Raw genomic sequence first — 20,936 nt, 5'->3', positions numbered from 1 at the left:
CGACAGCCGGTTTGCCCCTTGCGGGGCGCGGTGACAGAATCAGGGCATTGTCCGCGAGGGCAGTGCCCTTTTTCGTTGCAGAGCAGTTCAAAGTTGAAAGTTTAAAGCTAAAACGCGGGTAGCACTGGCAGTTTTTGTATGTTGGAGTCCGCGACTTGAGCCATTTCGCGGTCCGCAGCCTTTCGCTGCTGACGCGTGCCTTGATGGCGTTTCAACTTTAAACTTTGAACTTTCAACTCACAGTCCCATGAGTGCTGGTATTCCCGATGAACGAACCTTTGCCGCTGGATAAACACCTGCCGGAAAACCTCCGGATTCCCCCCAATTCCCTGGAAGCGGAACAGGCCATTCTCGGTGGTCTGCTTCTCAATAACAGTGCCTGGGATGATGTGGCGGAACGCGTGGGTGCCCGCGATTTCTACCGCAAGGCTCACCGGCAGATTTTTGAGGTGATTGCGCAGCTGGTGGAAGAGGAGAATCCCTGTGACCTGGTCACCGTCTCCCAGGCCCTGACCCAGTTGGGGCAGCTGGAGGGGATTGGCGGCATGACCTATCTCTCCGAGCTGGCGCGCAATACACCCAGTGCGGCGAATATCACCGCCTATGCGGAAATTGTCCGCGAGCGGAGCATTCTGCGGCAGCTGATCAATGTGTCCCATGATGTGGCCGACAGTGCGTTCAAGCCGGAAGGGCGCAAATCCCTGGAAATTCTCGACAAGGCGGAATCCGCCATTTTCGAGATTGCCGAGCAGCAGAAGAAAGGCTCGGGCCCCCAGGACATCAAATCGGTCCTCAAGAAAACCGTGGATCGCATTGATGAGCTCTACAAGAACAAGAGTGCCATCACCGGGGTGACGACCGGGTTTGATGAACTGGACAAGATGACCGGTGGCTTGCAGCCCTCGGACATGATCGTGATCGCCGGTCGTCCTTCCATGGGTAAGACCACCTTTGCCATGAACCTGTGCGAGAACGTGGCGATCAAGGCGGGGAAGCCAGTGCTGGTGTTCTCCATGGAGATGCCCGCCGATTCCATCGTCATGCGGATGCTGGCGTCCCTGGGCCGCATTAACCAGACATCCATTCGTTCCGGTCAGCTGGAAAAGGATGACTGGCCGCGGATTACCTCTGCCATTCATATGCTCAGTGAGCAAAAGTTCTTTATCGATGACACGCCCGCGCTCAGCCCGCTGGAAATGCGCGCTCGGGCCCGCCGAGTTGCCCGCGAATGCGGTGGCGAACTGGGGGCGATCATGGTGGATTACCTGCAGCTGATGCAGGTGCCGGGGGTGGATAACCGGGTAAATGAAATCTCCGAGATCTCCCGCTCGCTGAAAGGCCTGGCCAAGGAGCTGAATTGTCCGGTACTGGCGCTGTCGCAGCTTAACCGCTCCCTTGAACAGCGCCCCAACAAGCGGCCGGTAATGTCGGATTTGCGGGAATCCGGGGCGATCGAGCAGGATGCTGACTTGATTACGTTCCTGTACCGGGACGAGGTGTATAACAAGGACACCAACGAAAAAGGTGTTGCCGAGGTGATCATCGGCAAGCAGCGTAACGGCCCTATCGGCACGGTCCGGCTGGCCTTCCAGGGGCAATTTTCGCGTTTTGATGATCTGGCGCCGGAATACTATGCCCAGCTGGCATCGATGGATGAGTGAGCGAGTTGCAAATTTCACAAGGCAAAATCCAGGGAGAGCGCGGCTGCGGGTTGTTCAATCCGGTTGAGGCCTGGCGGTTTGGGAGCGTCCCGTTGTGAGAGGAACCCGTATCGAAATCCGCCCCGGGGCGCTCCGGCATAACGCCAGTCGGGCGACAGCTCTGGCGCAGGGCGCTCAGGTGTTTGCCATGGTCAAGGCCAATGGTTATGGCCATGGGCTGGTGTTGGCCGCAGACGCCATGGCCGGGGAGGTGGATGGCTTCGGTGTGGCGGTGCTGGAAGAGGCCCGGGTTCTGCGCGAACACGGCGTCAGCGCCCCGATTCTGGTGGCGGAGGGGTTTTTCGACCGGGACGAGCTTGAGCAGGCCCGGGCGCTGTCGCTGGAAGTGGTGGTGCACTCTGCCTGGCAAGTGGCCCTGTTGCTCGAGCATCCTGGTCCGCTGCGTATCTGGTTGAAGCTGAACACGGGAATGAACCGGCTGGGCCTGCGTCCGGACATGGCGCTGGAAGCGGCGCAGCAGCTGATCGCTGCCGGGATGACGCCGGTGGGCGTGATGACCCATTTTGCCTGTGCGGACGACACCGAAGATGGTCGTACGGAGAGTCAGCTGCGCCAGGCCGTTCAGGTTGCCGATGCCCTGGGGTTGCCCCTGTCTACGGCCAACTCCGCGGCGCTGATCCGTTACCCCCATGCCCGGGCCCAGCGTGTGCGGCCAGGCATCATGTTGTATGGATCGTCGCCGTTCGACTGGCAAAGCGCCGCACAACTGGCGCTGAGGGTGAGTCACCGTTTCACCGCCCGTCTGATTGCCATCAACCAGATTCAGCCCGGTGACACGGTGGGGTACGGTGCCACCTGGACCGCCGAACGCCCCGGTCGTATCGGCGTGGTAGCCGCCGGTTACGGTGATGGCTATCCGCGCCACGCTCCCAGCGGGACTCCCGTCGCCGTCAATGGCCAGCCCACCGTGCTGGTGGGTCGTGTCTCCATGGATATGCTGACGATTGACCTGACCGGCATCCAGGCCGACATTGGTGATGAGGTCGAGCTGTGGGGCGATGCCGTGGACGTGGACAAGGTCGCCCGCGCCTGTGGCACCATCAGCTATGAGCTGTTCTGCCAGATCACCGGTCGGCCGGAATGCGTCATCGTTTGATTCGACGCCGCTGTAGGAGCACCGCCTGAGGTGCGAATCCGAGCGTTAGCGAGTAACGAGTTTCGAGTTGCGAAAAGCACAATCCAAACCGATCAAGCCTGATGGGTTTGGTTTTCGAAACTCGCTTCTCGAAACTCGGGTGTGTTCGTACCTCAAGCGATGTTATTCGATGCGCTCACCCCTCTGGGGCCGCACTCCGTGCGTTACTCCGCTGCGCTAGGTTCCTGCAGCGACTACCGTAGAGAGTAATACACAAGAAGGAATTGTTTTGGCCAAGAAAAAAACCGCCTTTGTCTGTACGGATTGTGGTGCTGATTTCCCCAAGTGGCAGGGGCAGTGCCCGGCCTGTGGTGCCTGGAATACGCTGCAGGAATTCGTGCATGATCCGGCGACGCCCATGTCAAAAGGGGCCGGCAGCCGTGGCGGGTTTTCCGGGCAGCTGTCCGAGGTGCAAAACCTGGACGAGATTGTGCTGGCGGAAACCCCGCGCATCAGTTCCGGCATGGGGGAGCTGGACCGGGTGCTGGGTGGCGGCCTGGTGCCGGGCTCGGCCATTCTGATTGGCGGTCACCCCGGCGCCGGCAAGTCGACCCTTCTGCTGCAGACCCTGTGCAAGCTGGCGTCCTCCCAGAAGTGTCTCTACATCACCGGTGAGGAATCCCTGTCCCAGGTGGCCATGCGGGCGGACCGCCTCAAGTTGCCCAAGGAACAGCTGCGGCTGGCGGCAGAGACGGATGTGGAGCAGATCCTGGATCTGGCCCGCAAGGAACAGCCACGGGTGCTGGTGGTGGATTCCATCCAGGTCATGTTCCTGGCCGCCCTGCAATCCGCTCCCGGCAGTGTGGCCCAGGTGCGTGAGTGCGCCGCCGCGCTCACCCGCTTTGCCAAACAGACCGGTACCGTGCTGCTGCTGGTGGGGCATGTCACCAAGGACGGCACTCTGGCCGGGCCCAAGGTGCTGGAGCATATGATCGACTGCTCACTGATGCTGGAAGGCTCCACGGATTCCCGTTTCCGTACCCTGCGTGGCTTGAAGAACCGTTTCGGGGCGGTGAACGAGCTGGGCGTTTTTGCCATGACCGGCGAGGGCCTGAAGGAAGTGAAGAACCCCTCTGCCATCTTCCTCAACCGGGCGGATGAGATCGCCTCCGGTTCCCTGGTGACGGTGGTCTGGGAAGGCACTCGGCCCTTGCTGGTGGAGTTGCAGGCGCTGGTGGATGCCTCCCATTTCGGTAATCCGCGACGGGTCTGTGTGGGTCTGGAAGCCAACCGGCTTGCCATGTTGCTGGCGGTGCTGCATCGCCATGGTGGCATACAGGTGGGCGACCAGGATGTGTTCATGAATGTGGTGGGTGGCGTCAAGGTCACTGAAACCGCCGCCGACCTGGCCCAGGTGCTGGCCATTGTTTCCAGCTTCCGGGACCGGGCACTGGGTCGGGAATTGGTGGTGTTTGGCGAGGTGGGCCTGTCCGGCGAAATCCGCCCGGTGCCCCAGGGCCAGGAGCGGCTCTACGAAGCCGTCAAACACGGTTTCAAGAAAGCCATCGTGCCCAAAGCCAATCTGCCCCGTCAGCTACCGGAAGGGGTGGAGGTGATTGGGGTGAGTACGGTGGCGCAGGCGTTGGAATACTTGTAGGGCAATTAATAGTTAATAATGAATAATTAATAACTCGCGATTCTGTTTTGTGGGTTTTGTAATGCAAGAGGCCGCGACCATCCCTGGGGCGCGGCCTCTTGCGTTGAGAAAAACCAAAGCCGCTGCTCGCGCAACTATTAATTATTCATTATTAACTATTAATTATGTTTTGGATGCAGCGTCACCCGATCTCCCTGCGCCCAGCACCAGGCGTCGACGATATCGAAGAACAGACTGATCGCGTTGACCATCACGACGGCCACGGTGAAGGCCCATTGCGTGGGAGTGAGGAAGTCGTCTCCCCAGATGCCGGCTAGCTGGCCGAGCAACCCCATTTCCAGCGGAATCCAGGCGAGTAGATGAACCAGGGACATGTCCTTGTTCATGCCGCCGTGGTGCCACATGAGCGAAAAATTGACCGTCAGCACCAGTAGCAGGGCCAGAGCGGTGGCCTGGCCACTGAAGCTGTCCAGAAACAGCAGGCTGGCACCGTTCAGTGGCATCAGAACCAGTAGCACCCAGCCCTGCAGCCACGGCGGTAAATTCCGGAACGAGTACCAAATGCCCAGTAGGCGGTGCGACGCGGTGTGGCCTTCCATGACTCTTCTCCTGCGGGCTTATTGATTCAGTGACCAGTCATAATCCAGAAACTGTATCTTCAGGGTCTCATCGTCCAGTGACTTTCGGTGGTCGGTGGGTATCTCCAGCGTATCCGCATACTGCAAAAGGTAATGGTGCAGGCTGCCGGCGGCATCCACGAAATCCTCTTCGTACCAGTCGAAAATCTTCGACACTTCCAGGCGTGGCCCTGTCTTGTTGAAGCGATTGCGCTGGCGATCGGAAAGAAAGCGGCGGGTACTGTCGGCCAGTTGTTGTTCCAGTGTCTCTGCACGATAGGCTTCCGGTCGCAGTGCCGGGCAGCCCACCGAGGCGCAGTTGACTGCAAAGTGAATGCGGGGGTCCATCAGCGCCGGGTTGCCCCGAATCATCTCATGCTCCACTTCATCCAGGGTGCGAGTTTCCCCCAGCAGGGTAAAGAAACGTTGATCCCAGGGGCCGGAGAAAAAAGAGCCGATATCACGGATGGAGTCGGGCAGGGAATCCTGGCGCAGGATCAGATCGATGGTAAAGGCATTGTAGGCGTTGATCAGAAATGCCAGTTGTTCGTCCTGTGACCAGCGCTGGAAGTTGGCACCGGAGACCTGCGACAGGGCTTGCAGGTACTGGTCCAGTGCGGCCCGATTAGCCTGGAAACCGGGGTAATCCACACTGGTGGCAACCCCGCTCCGTTGCCACTGAACATGCTCAGCCAGCAACCGGTCCCAGCGCTGGTGATCAAAGGCAAGGAGTGGGCTGGCAACCAATAACAGTAACGGTAGCAGTAAACGCGCAATCATCATGTCTCCTCTGGCGTTGCCGATGGCGAGACGCCTAACGTCGCCAGTTATGGAAGCGTTCTACCCAGCGCAATACCCCCTCGGGCTTGTGGGCTTTCTTCCATTCGCCGGCAGCAAACTTGTTGGCTTCCGCCATGGTGGGATAGATGTGGATGGTGCCTAGGATCTTGTTCAGGCCCAGGCCGTGTTTCATGGCCAGCACGTATTCGGCAATCAGATCGCTGGCACCGCTGCCGACGATGGTCACGCCGAGAATCTTGTCGCTGCCCCTGGCGGTAATCACTTTCACGAAACCGTGGTCATTGCTGTCGGCAATGGCCCGGTCCAGGTCGTCGATGCCGTAGCGGGTCACTTCGTAATCGACGCCTTGCTCCTCGGCGTCCTGTTCGTTGAGCCCTACACGGGCCACTTCCGGGTCGGTGAACGTGGCCCAGGGAATAACCCGGTAATCAACCTTGAACCGTTTCAAGGAACCGAACAGGGCATTGACGGCGGCATACCAGGCCTGGTGTGCCGCGGTGTGGGTGAACTGGTAAGGCCCGGCCACATCGCCGCAGGCGTAGATGTTCGGGTAGCGGCTTTGCAGTTGCTCGTTGACCGTGACGGTGCCGTTACCGTTGGTGGGCAGGTTCAGCGCGTCCAGGCCCAGGCCATCGATGTTGGCGCGCCGCCCCACGGCCACCAGTACCGCATCGAATGTCAGCCGCTTTTCTTCGCCGTTGTGTTCCACATACAGCACCTTGTCGTCACCTTCCCGGGCAAAGCGCACGGCCTTGTGTTCGGTCATCACATCGACACCGCTTTCGCGCAGGGCGGCGGTAACCAGGGCGGCGGCATCGTCATCCTCGCGGGGCATGATGCGCGGCAGCATCTCCACCTGCATGACCTGGCTGCCCAGGCGGGCAAAGGTCTGTGCCAGCTCGCAGCCAATGGGACCGCCACCCAGCACCACCAGGCGTCCGGGTTGCTCCTGAAGCTCCCAGAGATTGTCAGAGGTCAGGATATCCATGTCTTCGATGCCGGGAATGGGCGGCACAAAGGGGCGTGCGCCGCTGGCAATGATGATGCTGCGGGCGGTGAGTGTTTCTGTGCTGTCCCCGTTGCGAATTTCTACTTCCCAGGGGGAGACGATGCGCGCTTCACCCTGGCGGCAATCCACGCCCAGTTCCGTATAACGCTCCACGGAATCATGGGGTTCGATCTTTTCGATGACCTTGTGCACCCGGGCCATCAGTTTGCTGAAACGAAAATCGCTGCGGATGGCATCGAAGCCGTACTTGTCCGCATCCTTGTCGTGCCAGGCCAGTCGTGCGCTTTTGATCAATGCCTTGGAGGGCACACAGCCGGTATTCAGGCAGTCGCCGCCCATTTTGTGTTTTTCGATCAGGGTGACTTTGGCTTTGACGGTGGCGGCGATATAGGCGCTCACCAGTCCGGCAGAACCGGCACCGATGACGATCAGGTTGCGATCAAAATGATCCGGTTTCTGCCAGCCACGATAGACCTTGCGGGCCTGCAGTTGCGCCATGACGGCTTTGGCAATCCAGGGAAAGATACCCAGCAATACAAAGGCGCCGATCAGTTCCGGTGACAGCAACCCGCTGGCGCTCTCTATTTGCCCCAGTTGAGTGCCCGCCAACACATAGACAGCGGTGCCGGCCAGCATGCCCACCTGGCTGACCCAGTAGAAGGTGCGCACCTTGATAGGGGTTAGGCCCATGACCAGGTTGATGACAAAGAACGGAAAAGCCGGAACCAGACGCAGGGTAAAAAGATAGAACGCCCCGTCTTTTCTGACACCGTCGTTAAGTTTTTTCAGGCGATCGCCGAAGCGTTGCTGCACCGTATCGTGAAACAGAAAGCGGGAAGCGAGAAAAGCCAGGGTGGCACCCATGGAGGACGCAAAAGAGACCAGCAGCAAGGCGGCCCAGAAACCGAACAGGGCGCCGGCGGCCAGTGTCATGATGGCGGCGCCAGGCAGGCTCAGGGCGGTAACCACCACATAGATGATAAAAAAGCCGCCAAGAATCAGTGCCGGGTTTTCCTGGTAGAGGGCATCAAAAGAGGCTTGTTGATTCTTGATGTACTCCAGGCTCAGGTACTGGCCAAGATCGAAAAAAAAGTAGCTGGCGATCAGAATGGCAAAAACCGCCAGCAAGATGAGTTTGCGAACATTCATGGGTGAGTCCTTGCCGGGTTAACCCTGGTAAATCCAGGATTGGTCAATCAGTGTCCAGAGCGACCGGAGCTCCTCCTCGCTGGGAGCATAGGCGGTGCCCGCCAGGGTGAAGCAACCGGGAGCCATTAACATCAGCACGTTGATGGCTCGTTGCATTTTTCTCTCCTGCTGGCCCGGTACAGCAATAAGATGCCTGGAGAGAATGGGTGTTACACCGGGGGCGATGACAGCAGGCGTGATATTGCCTTGTCAGCAGCAGGGAGCTCCATCGTTGCCGGCATCGTTATCTTCAAAGGGAACATTTAATCCACACCCTTCAAAGATGCCGTAATGGGTGTCGAAGTTCCCGATAAAAGTGAAGTGCTCGGCGAAGCGGCTTTTTTCCAGCATCAGCCAGGTGTTGCCGCACACCGGAAATACTTTGCCGGTTTCGATCACATGGTGATCGTCCAGCGAAAAAGCGTGGGGATGTTGATCCACCGTGCCTTTATAGATCACCGCCTGGCCGTAGTCTTCGCAGGCGGGTTCCAGACCATCAATGTTGAAGAGTCGGTAGGTGGCGGAATAGAAACGCTGCCGACCCAGGCGGGCTTCGATATCCGGGTTCTCGATGGTCAGGCGGCGGGATTCCACCAGGCGCGGATCGGCAAAGCCACTCTGCTTGGCCAGGTTAAGGAAATCATTCCAGTACAGGGCGCCGGCCAGACATTCTCCATAAAGGACCGGATCGTTGCGCAGGTTATCCGGCACACGGCGATCTGCATACACATCGGAGAAATAGAATTCGCCCCCGGGCTTCAGCAGACGTTTCACATCCCGCAGCACCTTGGGCTTGTCAGTGCTCAGGTTAATCACGCAGTTGGAAATAATGATATCGAAGTAGCTGTCTTCCAGATCCAGTTTGTCCAGTTCTTCGATATAGCCCTTCAGAAAGCGCACATTGCTCTTCACGTAGCCGAAGGTGTCACGGTGATAATCCTGATGTCGGCGGGCGACCTCCAGTTGTTCGTCGGTCATGTCCACGCCCACCACTTCACCGTGTTCACCCACCAGGGCAGAAAGGAGATAGACGTCGCGCCCGGAGCCGGAGCCCAGGTCGAGAATACGCATCCCCTTCAATAGCTGGGGAGCTACCAGACCGCAGCCGTAGTAGCGCATGACAACTTCATCATGGAGCTGCGCAAGAAGGGGTTTCAGATAGGCCGGTGGCTCCTGGTCACAGCAAGCATTGGTCTGCAGATCATCACTGGAGTGCAGCTGTTGGCCGTAGTAGTTCTGTACCTCTTCACGCATTGTTGATCCTCTGGTGGGTGCATCGGTGTAACGTATGGTCAGTGGCAATGATGGGGCCCGATGACATATTGATGCCGTCTCTCTGATCAGGTTACACCGACGAGCGTCTCTGGCTGTAATTTTTGCGTCAAGATGGCATCCAAAGCGGCAGGAAAAGGTGAATAAGGACGACAAATGACCGGGAAGACGTTGAAAGGCTTTTTATTGGTGTGGCTGTTGAGCGGCTGCCAGCCGGCAGAGGACAAGCTGGTCATTACCGGTTCCAGTACCATCTCACCGTTGATGGCGGATCTGGCTGAGCAATTTGAAACACAAAGCGGTATTCAGGTTGATGTGCAAAGCGGGGGTTCCGGTCGCGGCATCAGCGATGCCCGCCAGGGGCTGGCGGATTTCGGTATGGTCAGCCGGGCGCTGAAGACAGATGAGCAGGATCTCACCGCTCACCTGATCGGTCGCGACGGCATCGCCATGATCGTTAACGCGGCGAACCCTGTGACCGCTCTCAGTAATGCGGAAATTGTCGCCATTTACACCGGGGAACAGCAAAACTGGTCATCATTGGGCGGCGATGACGCTGCCATCACCGTGGTGCACAAGGCGGATGGTCGTTCTACCCAGGAGCTCTTTCTGGCCCATTTCGGCCTGAACAATGACCAGGTGCAACCGGATATGGTCATTGGTGAAAACCAGCAGGGCATCAAGGCGGTTGCCAATGATGTGAATGCCATTGGTTACGTGTCCATTGGCACCGCCATCTACGAAGCGGATGCCGGCGCCCCCCTGCGCTTGCTGCCCCTGTCCGGTGTGCCTGCCACACTGGAAAGCGTTGATCAGGGGCGCTATCCCCTGAGTCGGGAGCTGAATCTGGTCAGCCAGTGCGAGCTGTCCGAGCCGGCCAGCCAGCTGCTGGACTTCATGACTGACCCGGACCGTGCCGCGACCTACCATGATTACTACTTCCTCCCGGTTTCACGCTGATTCGCTGCTGAGCTGGCTGCTGCGCCTCACTGGCGCGGCGGCGGTGCTGGTGCTGGGCGGCATCGTGGCCGTGCTGTTGATACAGTCCGCGCCGTTTTTGGTCGAGCATGGCAGTGCCCTGTGGCGCAACGACTGGCAGCCTGGCCAGACCCGTTATGGCATGGCGGCCATGATTGCCGGCTCCGTGCTGGTGAGCGTGCTGGCGCTGGTGATTGCCGGCCCGCTGGCGGTGCTGCTGGCGGCCTGGCTACGCTATTTCGCGCCGCTGATTCGTCGGCCGGTATTGGCGTTGGTGGAGCTGATGGCCGGGATTCCGTCGGTGGTGTATGGGCTGTGGGGGATGCTGGTGCTGGTCCCCTGGATCAATCAGTGGGCGCCGCCGGGGGCGTCCTGGCTGGCCGCCTCGCTGGTGCTGGCACTGATGATTCTGCCGCTGGCGTTGCTGGTCACCGACACGGCGCTGGGCCAGTTGCCCGCCCGTTATCTGCAGGCGGGGCAGGCCCTGTCCCTGTCCCGGGTGGGTATGCTGCGCCGGGTGCTGTTGCCCCAGGCCGGGCCGGCCATTGTCAGTGGTCTGGTACTGCAATTTGGCCGCGCCCTGGGGGAGACCATGGCGGTGTTGATGGTGGCCGGGAATGTGGTGCAGTGGCCCACGTCCCTGTTCGACCCGGTGCGCACCCTGACCGCCAATATCGCTCTGGAAATGGCCTATGCGACCGGGGACCACCGGGTGGCCCTGTTTGTCAGCGGGTTGTTGCTGCTGCTGGTGACGGCGGTGCTGTTGATGTTGAGCTGGCGCCTGCGGGGAGAGCGGCATGAGATGGCCTGATCGCCTTGCCGGCATGATCGGCGGGCTGCTGTTGCTGGCGGTGCTGGTGCCCATGGGCCTGATGTTGTGGTCCTTGCTGGAGCAGGGTGCCGGCGTGCTTTCCATGGACTTCCTGCTGGAAGACCCGCGCCAGGCGGGCCGCGCTGGCGGCATTGCTGCGCTGCTGGTCAGCACCGGCTGGATCCTGGCGGTGTGTCTGCTGGTGGCGGTGCCGGTGGGGCTGGGTTGTGCGCTCTATCTGAGCGAGCAGGTACCGGCGGGCACCCGCCGTGCCCAGTGGCTGGGCGGGGTGCTGGATATGCTGGCGGCGGTGCCCTCCATCGTTTACGGGCTGTTCGGTTACCAGTTTTTCGCCATCAGCCTGGGGCTGGGTTTCTCCATTCTCAGTGGCGGTCTGGCGTTGGCGCTGATGGTCTTGCCGCTGATGATACGCAGTGCCGAGCAGGCCCTGCGTGGAGTGCCGATGTCCTACCGGCAGGCCAGTGAGGCTCTGTCGATCAGCCGCTGGGGCTGGGTCAGGCGCATTCTGGTGCCCCAGGCGGCACCGGGCATTGCGGTGGGGATCATTCTCAGCATTGGCCGGGCATTGGCGGAAACCGCCGTGCTGCTTTTCACTGCCGGTTATGTACTCCGTCAGCCGGATTCGTTGCTGGATTCCGGCCGGGCATTGAGCGTGCACATCTATGATCTGGCCATGAACGTACCCGGCGGCATGCCCCGGGCGGCGGCCACCGGCCTGGTGCTGGTGGCCATACTGGTGATACTGAATCTGCTGGTGCGGCGCTGGCTGCGCCCGGCACAAGGAGCCTGGCAATGACGTCCCCGACCCTGGAACTGCAACAGGTCTCCGTCTATTACGGCAATCAGGCTGCCATAGAGCAGGCCAGCCTGACGGTGCAGGCTGGCGAGCTGATGGCTCTGGTGGGCCCCAGTGGCTGTGGCAAGAGCAGTCTGCTGGCCAGCATCAATCGCATGACGGACAGCCTCCCCGGGTGCCGGGTCAGTGGCACCATTATGCTCGGCGGAGAGGCGCTGTCTGCCAGCCAGGATGCCACGGCCCTGCGCCGCCGGATTGGCATGGTGTTCCAGCAGCCCAATCCTTTTCCGCTCTCCATTATCGACAACCTGCGTTTTCCCCTGGCGGAGCACGGTGTGCCGCGCCGTGAGCGCGACCCCCGTGCCGAACAGGCGCTGCGGGCGGTGGGGCTGTGGGAGGAAGTCAAAGACCGGCTGTCGCAGTCGGCGTTGGGATTGTCCGGCGGGCAACAGCAGCGGCTGTGCATTGCCCGGGCGCTGGTGCTGGAACCGCAGGTGCTGCTGCTGGACGAGCCCTGCTCGGCGCTGGACCCGGTGTCCTCAAAAGTGGTGGAAGAACTGATTGTGTCGCTCAAGGGGCGTTATACCCTGTTGATGGTGACTCACAACCTGGCCCAGGCCCGACGTATTGCTGACAGCGTGACGGTCTGCTGGGTACAGGAAGGCTGTGGCTGTGTGGTGGAATCCAGTGGCTGCCGACAGGTGTTCGAACACCCCAGCCACCCCATCACCGCAGCCTATTGTGCCGGGGAGGCCGGCTAGCATGATGGATCGGATGGCTTATATCTGGCGCTCCTGGCGGAGCTTGCCACTGTGGGTACAGATCTGGGTGGCCGGCATACTGGTGCCAGTGAATGTGCTGCCCTTTTTCCTGCTGGAGAGCACTGTGGGGCAGGCCGGGGCGCTGGCCGCCTTACTGGTACTGGTGACTAACGGGCCCCTGATGTGGGTGTATCGGGGCATGAACAAGGTCCTGTCGATTCCGCACCTGATTGCCTGGGGGCCGCTGGTAATCTATCTGTTGATGCTGTTATCGGAGAGTGGCTTCCGTGCCGATGCCTCCAGGATGGAGCTTGGCCTGGCCGCTCTGTTGCTGGCTATCAATGGCATCAGCCTGATGTTCGACCTGGTGGACAGCGCAAAATGGCTGGCCGGAGATCGTGCTACCCCGGGCATTCCGGGCAGCCCGTAGAGGGCCTGCCGCGGTTCCGGCGTCTATCTCTTGGTTCTCGTTCGTCAGGACACACCGTTGTCAGCAGCAGGCGTGGGTTCTCAAGGAGTTTATTTCCCGCCGCCTTCCCCTTGCGGGGCGACATGTCTGGCAAGCCAGTAATCCAGACTCAGATAACGTCCCGCTCCGTGGAAGAACAGCACCAGTAGCATGATGAAGTAAGTGGCGGCGAATTCGATGCCGTTGTTAAGAATGACAAAATGCCCTTTCTCCGTCAGCCAGCGGTACTGGCCGTGCTCACGGAGCAGCCCTTTCGCCGCACGCAGACGTTTGCCCACCTCTTCGCTGTTTTCCAGGCTGCGCGTTGCCGCAGGAATGCCGATGGCCGCAAGGGGCTGGGCCATGCTGGTCTCCGGATTGGAAGGAGCAATGGCGAACCAGCCATTTTCTCCATGCACGGCAAACATTGCCACCAGCATGGTAATCATCAGGGGGATGGCCAGATAACGGGTGGCAAGACCCAGCAGCAGCAGAATGCCGCCGACCAGTTCTGTGGCGGTGGCCAGAAATGCCATCAGGGTGGGCAAGGGTAATCCCAGCCCCCAGTCCGGGTTGCCAAACCATGCCACGGTGGAGTCGAAGCTGGCTGCCTTGTTCCAGCCCGCCGAAATAAACACGCTAGCCAGGAAAAGACGTAGCAACAGGGGGGCAAGGAAATCCAGCCTGCGGGTCTGATTCAGCCAGGAATGAATTCTCATCGCCCAGGTACCAATGCTCTGCATGCGTCTGCCTCGTTGTGGTCGTTGTCGTGGGCTGTCGCGCTCCGGATCACAGCCGGCGTTAACGCCGGGAAGGGGGCTCTGCGAGGCGCGCTCCGGTTGTGTGTTATGGATGCGGTTGGCGGAAGGATGTTACGGCTGTGGAGTGATCGGCAGCACGAATATGCGAACAGACCGCGGGGCAGGGCGTGGAGAGGCAGGGCAGGATTACGAGTCCTGCAACGAATCCAGCTTTTTCAGGATGGCCTCGGTGTGGGCATCCTCCAGCGGGGCTTCCTGGCGCGGGAGAAAGCCCAGCAGGGCGCCCATCTGCCGGACGTAGCGGCGGCAATGACCGCACATCAGCAGGTGCAGACGCAGGGCAAGGCGCTCCCGCCAGCTGAGCGTGCTGCCGTCGACCAGGGCGTCGGCCTTTTCGGTAACATGCTTGCACTTAAGCATTGGTGACTCCTAGCATTCCCCGGTTTCCTGAAAGTGATCCACCATTTCGAACAGACGGGCCCTTGCCCGGTGGAGTAATACCCGCACATTGGATGCACTGATTTCCAGCATGTTACAGACATCTTCCGCGGGCAGGCCCTGCAGGTCGCGCAGCTCCAGCACCAGACGCTGGGTGTCTGGCATGAAGTGAAGGTGTTTCTCCATGCAGCGGCGCAGCTCTTCACGGGTAAGAAGATTGTCCGGGCCGGACAGTTCCCAATGTTGCGGTGGGTGTTGCCAGTGGCCGTCATCGTGGAAGCGGTGTTCCAGCGCATCAGGGTCATTGGTGGGATCAAACTGGATTTCCCGGCCACGCTTCCTGAGCATCATTTTGGCCTGGTTGATGACGATGCGTGTCAGCCAGGTGCGCAGCAGACTGCGCCCCTCGAATTTTGCGATGGATCTGTGCGCGGCTATCCATGCATCCTGCACCGCTTCCTCGGCATCTGCCGGGTTCAGTAGTGTGCGGGCGGTAGCCAGCAGCATGTTGTGATGGCCTCTGACCAATTGTCCGAAGGCGGCCCGATCCCCCTGACGGAGTTTTTCAATAAATCGGGGATCTTCCAGCTGGGCATCGGCCATTGGCAGTTCCGTTTGGTTAGCGTGGCAGCATGTTGCCGGGTTCGTCTTCCCCATCGTCTCCCTGGTGCAGCACGACCAGACGGCGCAGGTGCTGCATGTCATCCACGGAGGGGCGGCTGAACATGATGCCGATTTCCCGGCCCTGCTGGCGTTTTACGGTGCCAGGCAGGGTCAGATGAATGTCCGAGTCTTCCAGAGTAATGGCCAGGGTAACCGGGGAGGCGTCGGGCAGAGCCAGTGGCTGACTGCTGTGCACCTGGGCGCCCATCACGGACAAGTCCACCAGTTCCACGGACAGGGTGTCATGCTGAAAGATCAGTGTGGCTTCGCCATCAAAGGCAACGCGGTTGGCCCGGCGCCGTTCGTTCATGGTGTCTTGTCCTTGTCGATCCCCATACCCCGGCGGCGCTCCTGCTGCCGGGGTGACCCTTCAACGGTTTTATACCTCGATACGCTTGTACTTCATGCGCTTGGGCTGCAGCGCGTCATCGCCCAATTGTTTGCGCTTGAATTCCTCGTACTCGGTATAGGAACCCTCAAACCATTCCACCCGCGCATCCCCCTCGAAGGAGAGGATGTGAGTGGCCACACGATCCAGGAACCAGCGATCGTGGGAAATCACGATGGCACAGCCAGGGAAGGCCAGCAGGGCTTCTTCCAGAGCCCGCAGGGTTTCCACATCCAGGTCGTTGGTCGGCTCATCGAGCAGCAACACATTGGCGCCCTGCTTGAGGAGTTTGGCAAGGTGCAGTCGATTTCGTTCCCCGCCGGACAGATCACCCACCCGTTTCTGCTGATCGCCTCCCTTGAAGTTGAAGCGGCCCAGGTAGGCGCGGCTGGGAACTTCGTAGTTGCCGATCTTGAGAATGTCGTTGCCGTCGGACACTTCTTCCCAGACCGTCTTCTTGCTGTCCAGGTCTTCGCGGCTCTGATCCACGTAGGCCATTTGTACGGTGTCGCCGATGACGATTTCGCCCTTGTCCGGGGTTTCCTGGCCGGCCAGCATGCGGAACAGTGTGGTCTTACCGGCACCGTTGGGGCCAATGATGCCGACGATGGCGCCCCGGGGAATCTGGAAGCTCAGATCTTCGTAGAGCAACTTGTGGTCGAACTCCTTGGCCACGTCATGCAGTTCGAAGACCTGTTCGCCCAGGCGCTCACCCGGCGGAATATAGAGCTCCTGGGTCTCGTTGCGCTTCTGGAATTCCTGGCTGGCCAGTTCCTCGAAGGCGGCCACCCGGGCCTTGTTCTTGCTGCGGCGGCCTTTGGGGTTCTGGCGTACCCACTCCAGTTCCTTCTCCACGGTCTTGCGGTGGGCGGACTCGGATTTGGCTTCCTGTTCCAGGCGCTTCTCCTTCTGTTCCAACCAGGAAGAGTAGTTGCCTTTCCAGGGAATGCCCTCGCCGCGGTCCAGTTCCAGGATCCATTCGCAGGAGTTGTCCAGGAAGTAGCGGTCGTGGGTGACCGCCACCACGGTGCCGGGGAACTCGTGCAGGAAACGCTCCAGCCAGGCCACGGACTCCGCGTCCAGGTGGTTGGTGGGCTCATCCAGCAGCAGCATGTCCGGGGCGCTCATGATCAGGCGGCACAGGGCCACCCGGCGGCGTTCACCCCCGGACAGATGCTCGACGCTGGCATCCCAGGGTGGCAGGCGCAGGGCGTCGGCGGCGATTTCCAGCTTGCGCTCCAGGTTATGGGCATCGCTGGTTTCGATGATGGCTTCCAGCTTGGCCTGCTCGGCGGCCAGCTTGTCGAAATCCGCATCCTCTTCCGCGTAGGCGGCGTACACCTCGTCCAGGCGCTGCTGGGCGCTGAGAATTTCGGTGAGGGCTTCTTCGACGATCTCGCGGACATTCTTGCTGGGGTCCAGTTCCGGCTCCTGGGGCAGGTAGCCGATATTGATGCCCGGCTGCGGCCGTGCTTCACCCAGATAATCCTTGTCCACCCCGGCCATGATGCGCAGCAGGGTGGATTTACCCGACCCGTTGAGGCCCAGCACGCCGATCTTGGCGCCGGGGAAGAACGACAGGGAGATGTCTTTGAGGATGTGCTTTTTCGGCGGGACGACCTTGCCCACCTTGTCCATGGTGAAGATGTACTGGCTCATAAACTCCGACCGCAGTGTCATTGAGTGTGCGGGGCAGGGGGAACAGTCATCCCGGGACCCCGGCGGAATGGCGCCTAAGCTAACGGAAAGCGCCTCTGAGTGAAAGACCGCGGGTTCTCCCGGGGAGCCGATGCCCCCGCCTGGGGCATGAGATGACTGGCAGGTTCTCATGAGTCGACTTCATGTGTCTTTGCGGTCGGTTTTGGTTAGAATACGCGCCCCTGAATCCATCAATGACTCCGTAGGGTAGCCCATGTTCCCGAAATCCATGTCCATCGCCGAGTTTGACCCGGAAATCCAGGCGGCCATCAAGGCCGAGGAAATCCGCCAGGAAGAGCATATCGAGCTGATTGCCTCTGAAAACTACGCGTCTCCACGGGTCATGGAAGCCCAGGGGTCCGTGCTGACCAACAAATACGCGGAAGGCTATCCGGGCAAGCGCTACTACGGCGGTTGTGAGAATGTGGACGTGGTCGAGCAATTGGCCATCGACCGGGCCTGCGAGCTGTTTGGTGCCGATTGGGCCAACGTGCAGCCGCATTCCGGTTCCCAGGCCAATGGCGCCGTCTACATGGCCATGCTGCAGCCGGGCGACACCGTGCTGGGTATGAGCCTGGACGCCGGTGGCCACCTGACCCACGGCGCCAAGCCGAACTTCTCCGGCAAGACCTACAAGGCGGTGCAGTACGGCCTGGACAATGACACCGGCCTGATCGATTACGAGCAGGTGGAAACCCTGGCCCGTGAGCACAAGCCGAAGATGATCGTGGCCGGCTTCTCCGCCTACTCCCAGGTCGTGGACTGGCAGCGTTTCCGGGATATCGCCGACGAAGTGGGCGCCATCCTGCTGGTGGACATGGCCCACGTGGCTGGTCTGGTAGCGGCGGGCGTGTACCCGAGCCCGGTGGGCATTGCGGATATCACCACCACCACCACCCACAAGACCCTGGGCGGTCCCCGTGGTGGCCTGATCATGGGCAAGGCCAACGAAGACATTCAGAAGAAGATCAACTCTGCGGTATTCCCCGGTGGCCAGGGTGGCCCGCTGGAGCACGTGATCGCCGCCAAGGCGATCTGCTTCAAGGAAGCCATGCAGGCTGATTTCAAGGGCTACCAGCAGCAGGTAGTGAAGAACGCCCAGGCCATGGCCAGCGTCTTCATCGAGCGTGGTTTCGACGTGGTTTCCAATGGCACCGAAAACCACCTGTTCCTGCTCAGCCTGATCAAGCAGGACATCACCGGTAAGGATGCGGACGCCGCCCTGGGCCGCGCCAACATCACCGTGAACAAGAACGCCGTCCCCAACGACCCGCGTTCCCCGTTCGTCACCTCCGGCCTGCGCATCGGCTCCCCGTCCATCACCCGCCGCGGCTTCAGCGAAGCCGACGCCAAAGAACTGGCCGGCTGGATCTGCGACATCCTCGACAATATGGGCGATGAGTCTGTGATCGAGACCGTGAAGGGCAAGGTGAAGGAGATTTGTGCACGGTTGCCGGTGTACGAGAGATAAAATTAATAGTTAATAATGAATAATTAATAACGGGAGTCATGGATGACGACCAGAAGTGCAGCGCGGGCGAAATCCCGCGCTTTTGCTTTGCGGGTGGTGAAAAGTTACCGTTTTCTGCAAAGTGAAAGAAAGGAGTATGTGCTCAGTAAACAGCTACTGCGCAGTGGAACGGCCATTGGTGCTCTGGTTAGGGAAGCTGAATATGCTGAAAGCAGAGCTGACTTTGTGCATAAGCTACACATTGCGTTAAAAGAAGCCAGTGAGACAGACTACTGGATCGATTTGCTGTGTGACTCCGGCTACTTCAATTCTGCAGCGGGGGCTTCATTGCAAGCTGATGCGGAAGAATTGATCAGGCTTTTAACCTCTATTATCAAAACCACCAAAACGCGCAGTTAATGGTTTTAGCTATTAACTATTAATTATTAACTATTAATTGGGGTTCCCATGTATTGCCCGTTTTGTTCGGCCCAGGACACCAAAGTGATCGATTCGCGTCTGGTCGCGGATGGCGGGCAGGTGCGTCGTCGGCGGGAGTGTCTCAGCTGCAACGAGCGGTTTACCACCTTTGAAACGGCAGAGCTGGTAATGCCGCGGTTGGTGAAGTCTGATGGGACCCGTCAGCCTTTCGACGAAGCCAAATTGCGCGCCGGTATGTTGCGGGCGCTGGAGAAGCGTCCGGTGAGCATGGAGGATCTGGAGGCGGCGATCAGTCGTGTTTGCCACCGCTTGCGCGCCACCGGTGAGCGCGAGCTGCCGGCCCGGGAGCTGGGAGAGTTCGTGATGGAAGAGTTGCAACAACTGGACGATGTGGCCTATGTGCGCTTCGCGTCCGTGTACCGCAGCTTCCAGGATATTTCCGAGTTTTCTGCAGAGGTGGATCGCCTGCGCGGAAAAAGCGACAAGAAAGACGATTAGCCATTCCGGCTCCCGGGCCCCTGAAGCCATCGTTCACAAAGAGGTGAGCGGTGGCTTTTTGGTTCTGTTGCCAATGAAGTATTCGAGTGCCTCGCCGCCATGATGCAAACAGCGGATATCCCGGGGTTTCCGTCCTCTCGCTGACGCTATCGCCGCTTCGGCTCGCCTGTGCAGGCACCGCGCGGGGTAGTTTGTGGGAGAGTCAGATCGCTTTGTTGCGGCACCGGAGTCCGGCATCCAGTAGAATGCTCGCCATGTTTACACGTCTGGATCATCAATATATGGCCCGTGCCCTGCAGTTGGCAGAGCAGGGGTTGTACACCACTGACCCCAACCCCCGGGTGGGATGTGTGCTGGTGCGCGACGGAGAGATCGTCGGTGAAGGCTTTCATGCCCGTGCCGGCGAGCCCCATGCGGAGCGTCATGCCCTGGCCGCAGCGGGAGATCGGGCCCGCGGGGCCACGGCCTATGTGACGCTGGAGCCCTGTTCTCATACGGGGCGCACCGGGCCTTGTGCGGATGCCCTGGTGGACGCCGGGGTCGCCAGGGTGATCGCCGCCATGGAAGACCCCAACCCCCAGGTGGCGGGCAATGGCATGGCGAGGCTGGCCACGGCGGGAATCGACACCGCAACGGGGTTGCTGGAGAGCGACGCACGGGCGCTGAATCCGGGCTTTATTTCACGCATGACACGCCAGCGACCCTTTATCCGTATCAAGATTGCCGCCAGTGTGGATGGCCGCACGGCCATGGCCAGCGGCGAATCCCAGTGGATTACCGGCCCGGCGGCCCGAGAGGATGTGCAGCGGTTGCGCGCCCGCAGTTCAGCGGTGATTACCGGGGTGGGAACGGTGCTGGCTGATCGTCCCTCTTATACCGTACGCCCGGCCCAGTGGACGCGGGCCGATTATCATCGCCAGGCCGGTGGCCAGTGGGTGCGCCAGCCCCTGCGGGTGATTCTGGATCGCACCCTGCAGACGCCCCCGGATGTGCCGGTGGTCAGTGCCCCGGGCCATTGCCTGCTGGTGGCCGGCGAGCAGCATTCGGGGCGGCAGAATGCCCTGGAATCCGCCGGGGCCGAGGTGATGCTTCTGCCGGCCTCCGGGTCCGGGATTGACCTGAAACAGTTGCTGATCGAACTGAACCGGCGCGAATGCAACGAAGTACTGGTAGAATGTGGCGCCACGCTGGCCGGCGCCTTCGTTCGCGAGGGGCTGTTCGACGAGCTGATCGTCTTTATGGCGCCGGCCCTGCTGGGCTCATCGGCGCGCCCGCTGCTGGGGTTGCCGCAGCTGGCCAGCATGAGCGAGAAGGTGGCCCTGAAATGGCAGGATGTGCGGATGGTGGGTGGTGATCTTCGCCTGACGCTGACACCGGCCTGACAACCCCTGCCGTAGGAGCGTCGCTGGCGGCGCGATCCCCGGCGTCGGTGATCGCGCCGCCA

The 20,936-nt window shown here is 60.4% G+C and carries 22 protein-coding genes; 12 read left to right on the top strand and 10 right to left on the bottom strand.

The annotated features are described in order from the left end of the window. The first annotated feature begins 266 nt into the window (after nt 1-266). The 3 genes from dnaB to radA all read left to right on the top strand — a co-directional run bounded on the left by dnaB (nt 267) and on the right by radA (nt 4,453). On the top strand, nt 267-1,661 hold the full coding sequence (gene dnaB, locus A3714_RS14225) for a replicative DNA helicase (protein ID WP_062815760.1): 1,395 nt from the start codon (nt 267-269) through the stop codon (nt 1,659-1,661). A 94-nt stretch (nt 1,662-1,755) separates the two neighbouring features. Beyond that, on the top strand, nt 1,756-2,817 hold the full coding sequence (alr, locus tag A3714_RS14220; protein ID WP_063509473.1) for an alanine racemase: 1,062 nt from the start codon (nt 1,756-1,758) through the stop codon (nt 2,815-2,817). A gap of 268 nt (nt 2,818-3,085) precedes the next feature. Then, entirely contained in the window at nt 3,086-4,453 is a 1,368-nt protein-coding gene (gene radA, locus A3714_RS14215) for a DNA repair protein RadA (RefSeq protein WP_062815762.1), read from the top strand. Nucleotides 4,454-4,611: 158 nt separating this feature from the next. Here radA and A3714_RS14210 read toward each other — a convergent pair whose 3' ends face one another. The 5 genes from A3714_RS14210 to A3714_RS14195 form a co-directional block, all read right to left on the bottom strand. Continuing rightward, nucleotides 4,612-5,052 carry a hypothetical protein gene (locus tag A3714_RS14210; protein ID WP_063508748.1) on the bottom strand — a complete coding sequence of 147 codons (441 nt, stop codon included), beginning with the start codon at nt 5,050-5,052 and terminating at the stop codon, nt 4,612-4,614. An 18-nt stretch (nt 5,053-5,070) separates the two neighbouring features. Continuing rightward, nucleotides 5,071-5,853, bottom strand: a complete 783-nt coding sequence (locus A3714_RS14205) for a DUF547 domain-containing protein (protein WP_063508747.1) — start codon at nt 5,851-5,853, stop codon at nt 5,071-5,073. 31 nt (nt 5,854-5,884) lie between these two features. Beyond that, nucleotides 5,885-8,029 (bottom strand): dihydrolipoyl dehydrogenase, encoded by a 2,145-nt coding sequence (gene lpdA, locus A3714_RS14200; RefSeq protein WP_063508746.1) that lies wholly within the window; start codon nt 8,027-8,029, stop codon nt 5,885-5,887. 18 nt (nt 8,030-8,047) lie between these two features. Beyond that, the gene (locus tag A3714_RS17765) at nt 8,048-8,185 is read right to left on the bottom strand and encodes a hypothetical protein (protein WP_156493065.1); all 138 of its coding nucleotides are present in this window, start codon (nt 8,183-8,185) and stop codon (nt 8,048-8,050) included. Nucleotides 8,186-8,278: 93 nt separating this feature from the next. Beyond that, the gene (locus tag A3714_RS14195; protein WP_063508745.1) at nt 8,279-9,322 is read right to left on the bottom strand and encodes a methyltransferase domain-containing protein; all 1,044 of its coding nucleotides are present in this window, start codon (nt 9,320-9,322) and stop codon (nt 8,279-8,281) included. Nucleotides 9,323-9,496: 174 nt separating this feature from the next. Here A3714_RS14195 and A3714_RS14190 point away from each other — a divergent pair, with 174 nt between their 5' ends. Genes A3714_RS14190 through A3714_RS14170 form a run of 5 tightly spaced genes read left to right on the top strand, consistent with a single transcriptional unit; the run spans nt 9,497 to nt 13,137 of the window. Then, nucleotides 9,497-10,300 carry a phosphate ABC transporter substrate-binding protein gene (locus tag A3714_RS14190; protein ID WP_063508744.1) on the top strand — a complete coding sequence of 268 codons (804 nt, stop codon included), beginning with the start codon at nt 9,497-9,499 and terminating at the stop codon, nt 10,298-10,300. Beyond that, complete coding sequence (pstC, locus tag A3714_RS14185) at nt 10,269-11,129, top strand: phosphate ABC transporter permease subunit PstC (RefSeq protein ID WP_063508743.1); 861 nt, start codon at nt 10,269-10,271, stop codon at nt 11,127-11,129. The genes A3714_RS14190 and pstC overlap by 32 nt, the downstream gene beginning before the upstream one ends. Next, nucleotides 11,116-11,946: a phosphate ABC transporter permease PstA gene (pstA, locus tag A3714_RS14180; RefSeq protein ID WP_062815772.1), complete on the top strand. Its 831-nt coding sequence runs from the start codon at nt 11,116-11,118 to the stop codon at nt 11,944-11,946. The genes pstC and pstA overlap by 14 nt, the downstream gene beginning before the upstream one ends. Further along, on the top strand, nt 11,943-12,707 hold the full coding sequence (locus A3714_RS14175; protein WP_062815773.1) for a phosphate ABC transporter ATP-binding protein: 765 nt from the start codon (nt 11,943-11,945) through the stop codon (nt 12,705-12,707). The genes pstA and A3714_RS14175 overlap by 4 nt, the downstream gene beginning before the upstream one ends. A 1-nt stretch (nt 12,708) precedes the next feature. After that, on the top strand, nt 12,709-13,137 hold the full coding sequence (locus A3714_RS14170) for a hypothetical protein (RefSeq protein WP_082844679.1): 429 nt from the start codon (nt 12,709-12,711) through the stop codon (nt 13,135-13,137). A gap of 89 nt (nt 13,138-13,226) precedes the next feature. Here A3714_RS14170 and A3714_RS14165 read toward each other — a convergent pair whose 3' ends face one another. The 5 genes from A3714_RS14165 to ettA all read right to left on the bottom strand — a co-directional run bounded on the left by A3714_RS14165 (nt 13,227) and on the right by ettA (nt 17,064). Then, nucleotides 13,227-13,898, bottom strand: coding sequence for a DoxX family protein (locus A3714_RS14165; protein ID WP_063508742.1), 672 nt, complete (start codon nt 13,896-13,898; stop codon nt 13,227-13,229). Nucleotides 13,899-14,102: 204 nt separating this feature from the next. Then, on the bottom strand, nt 14,103-14,336 hold the full coding sequence (locus A3714_RS14160; RefSeq protein WP_063508741.1) for a zf-HC2 domain-containing protein: 234 nt from the start codon (nt 14,334-14,336) through the stop codon (nt 14,103-14,105). 9 nt (nt 14,337-14,345) lie between these two features. Beyond that, nucleotides 14,346-14,957 carry an RNA polymerase sigma factor gene (locus A3714_RS14155; protein ID WP_063508740.1) on the bottom strand — a complete coding sequence of 204 codons (612 nt, stop codon included), beginning with the start codon at nt 14,955-14,957 and terminating at the stop codon, nt 14,346-14,348. Nucleotides 14,958-14,973: 16 nt separating this feature from the next. Next, nucleotides 14,974-15,327, bottom strand: coding sequence for a PilZ domain-containing protein (locus A3714_RS14150; protein ID WP_062815778.1), 354 nt, complete (start codon nt 15,325-15,327; stop codon nt 14,974-14,976). Between the two features lie 69 nt (nt 15,328-15,396). Continuing rightward, a complete protein-coding gene (gene ettA / locus A3714_RS14145) occupies nt 15,397-17,064 on the bottom strand; it encodes an energy-dependent translational throttle protein EttA (RefSeq protein WP_062815779.1) in 1,668 nt (555 codons plus the stop codon). 253 nt (nt 17,065-17,317) lie between these two features. On the opposite strand from ettA, the gene glyA reads away from it, so the two are divergent. From glyA to ribD, 4 genes are all read left to right on the top strand, one after another. Next, complete coding sequence (gene glyA / locus A3714_RS14140) at nt 17,318-18,574, top strand: serine hydroxymethyltransferase (RefSeq protein WP_063525798.1); 1,257 nt, start codon at nt 17,318-17,320, stop codon at nt 18,572-18,574. Nucleotides 18,575-18,616: 42 nt separating this feature from the next. Beyond that, entirely contained in the window at nt 18,617-18,973 is a 357-nt protein-coding gene (locus tag A3714_RS14135) for a four helix bundle protein (protein ID WP_063508989.1), read from the top strand. 48 nt (nt 18,974-19,021) lie between these two features. Then, on the top strand, nt 19,022-19,492 hold the full coding sequence (gene nrdR, locus A3714_RS14130; protein WP_063508988.1) for a transcriptional regulator NrdR: 471 nt from the start codon (nt 19,022-19,024) through the stop codon (nt 19,490-19,492). Between the two features lie 254 nt (nt 19,493-19,746). Next, nucleotides 19,747-20,874, top strand: coding sequence for a bifunctional diaminohydroxyphosphoribosylaminopyrimidine deaminase/5-amino-6-(5-phosphoribosylamino)uracil reductase RibD (gene ribD / locus A3714_RS14125; RefSeq protein ID WP_063508990.1), 1,128 nt, complete (start codon nt 19,747-19,749; stop codon nt 20,872-20,874). Nucleotides 20,875-20,936 lie beyond the last annotated feature (62 nt).

Origin of the sequence: Alcanivorax sp. HI0007, assembly GCF_001635525.1 — a bacterium.
Taxonomy (GTDB): Bacteria; Pseudomonadota; Gammaproteobacteria; order Pseudomonadales; family Alcanivoracaceae; genus Alcanivorax.
The sequence above is the reverse complement of the archived record's forward strand: the minus strand, read 5'-3'. Positions and strand labels throughout refer to the sequence as shown.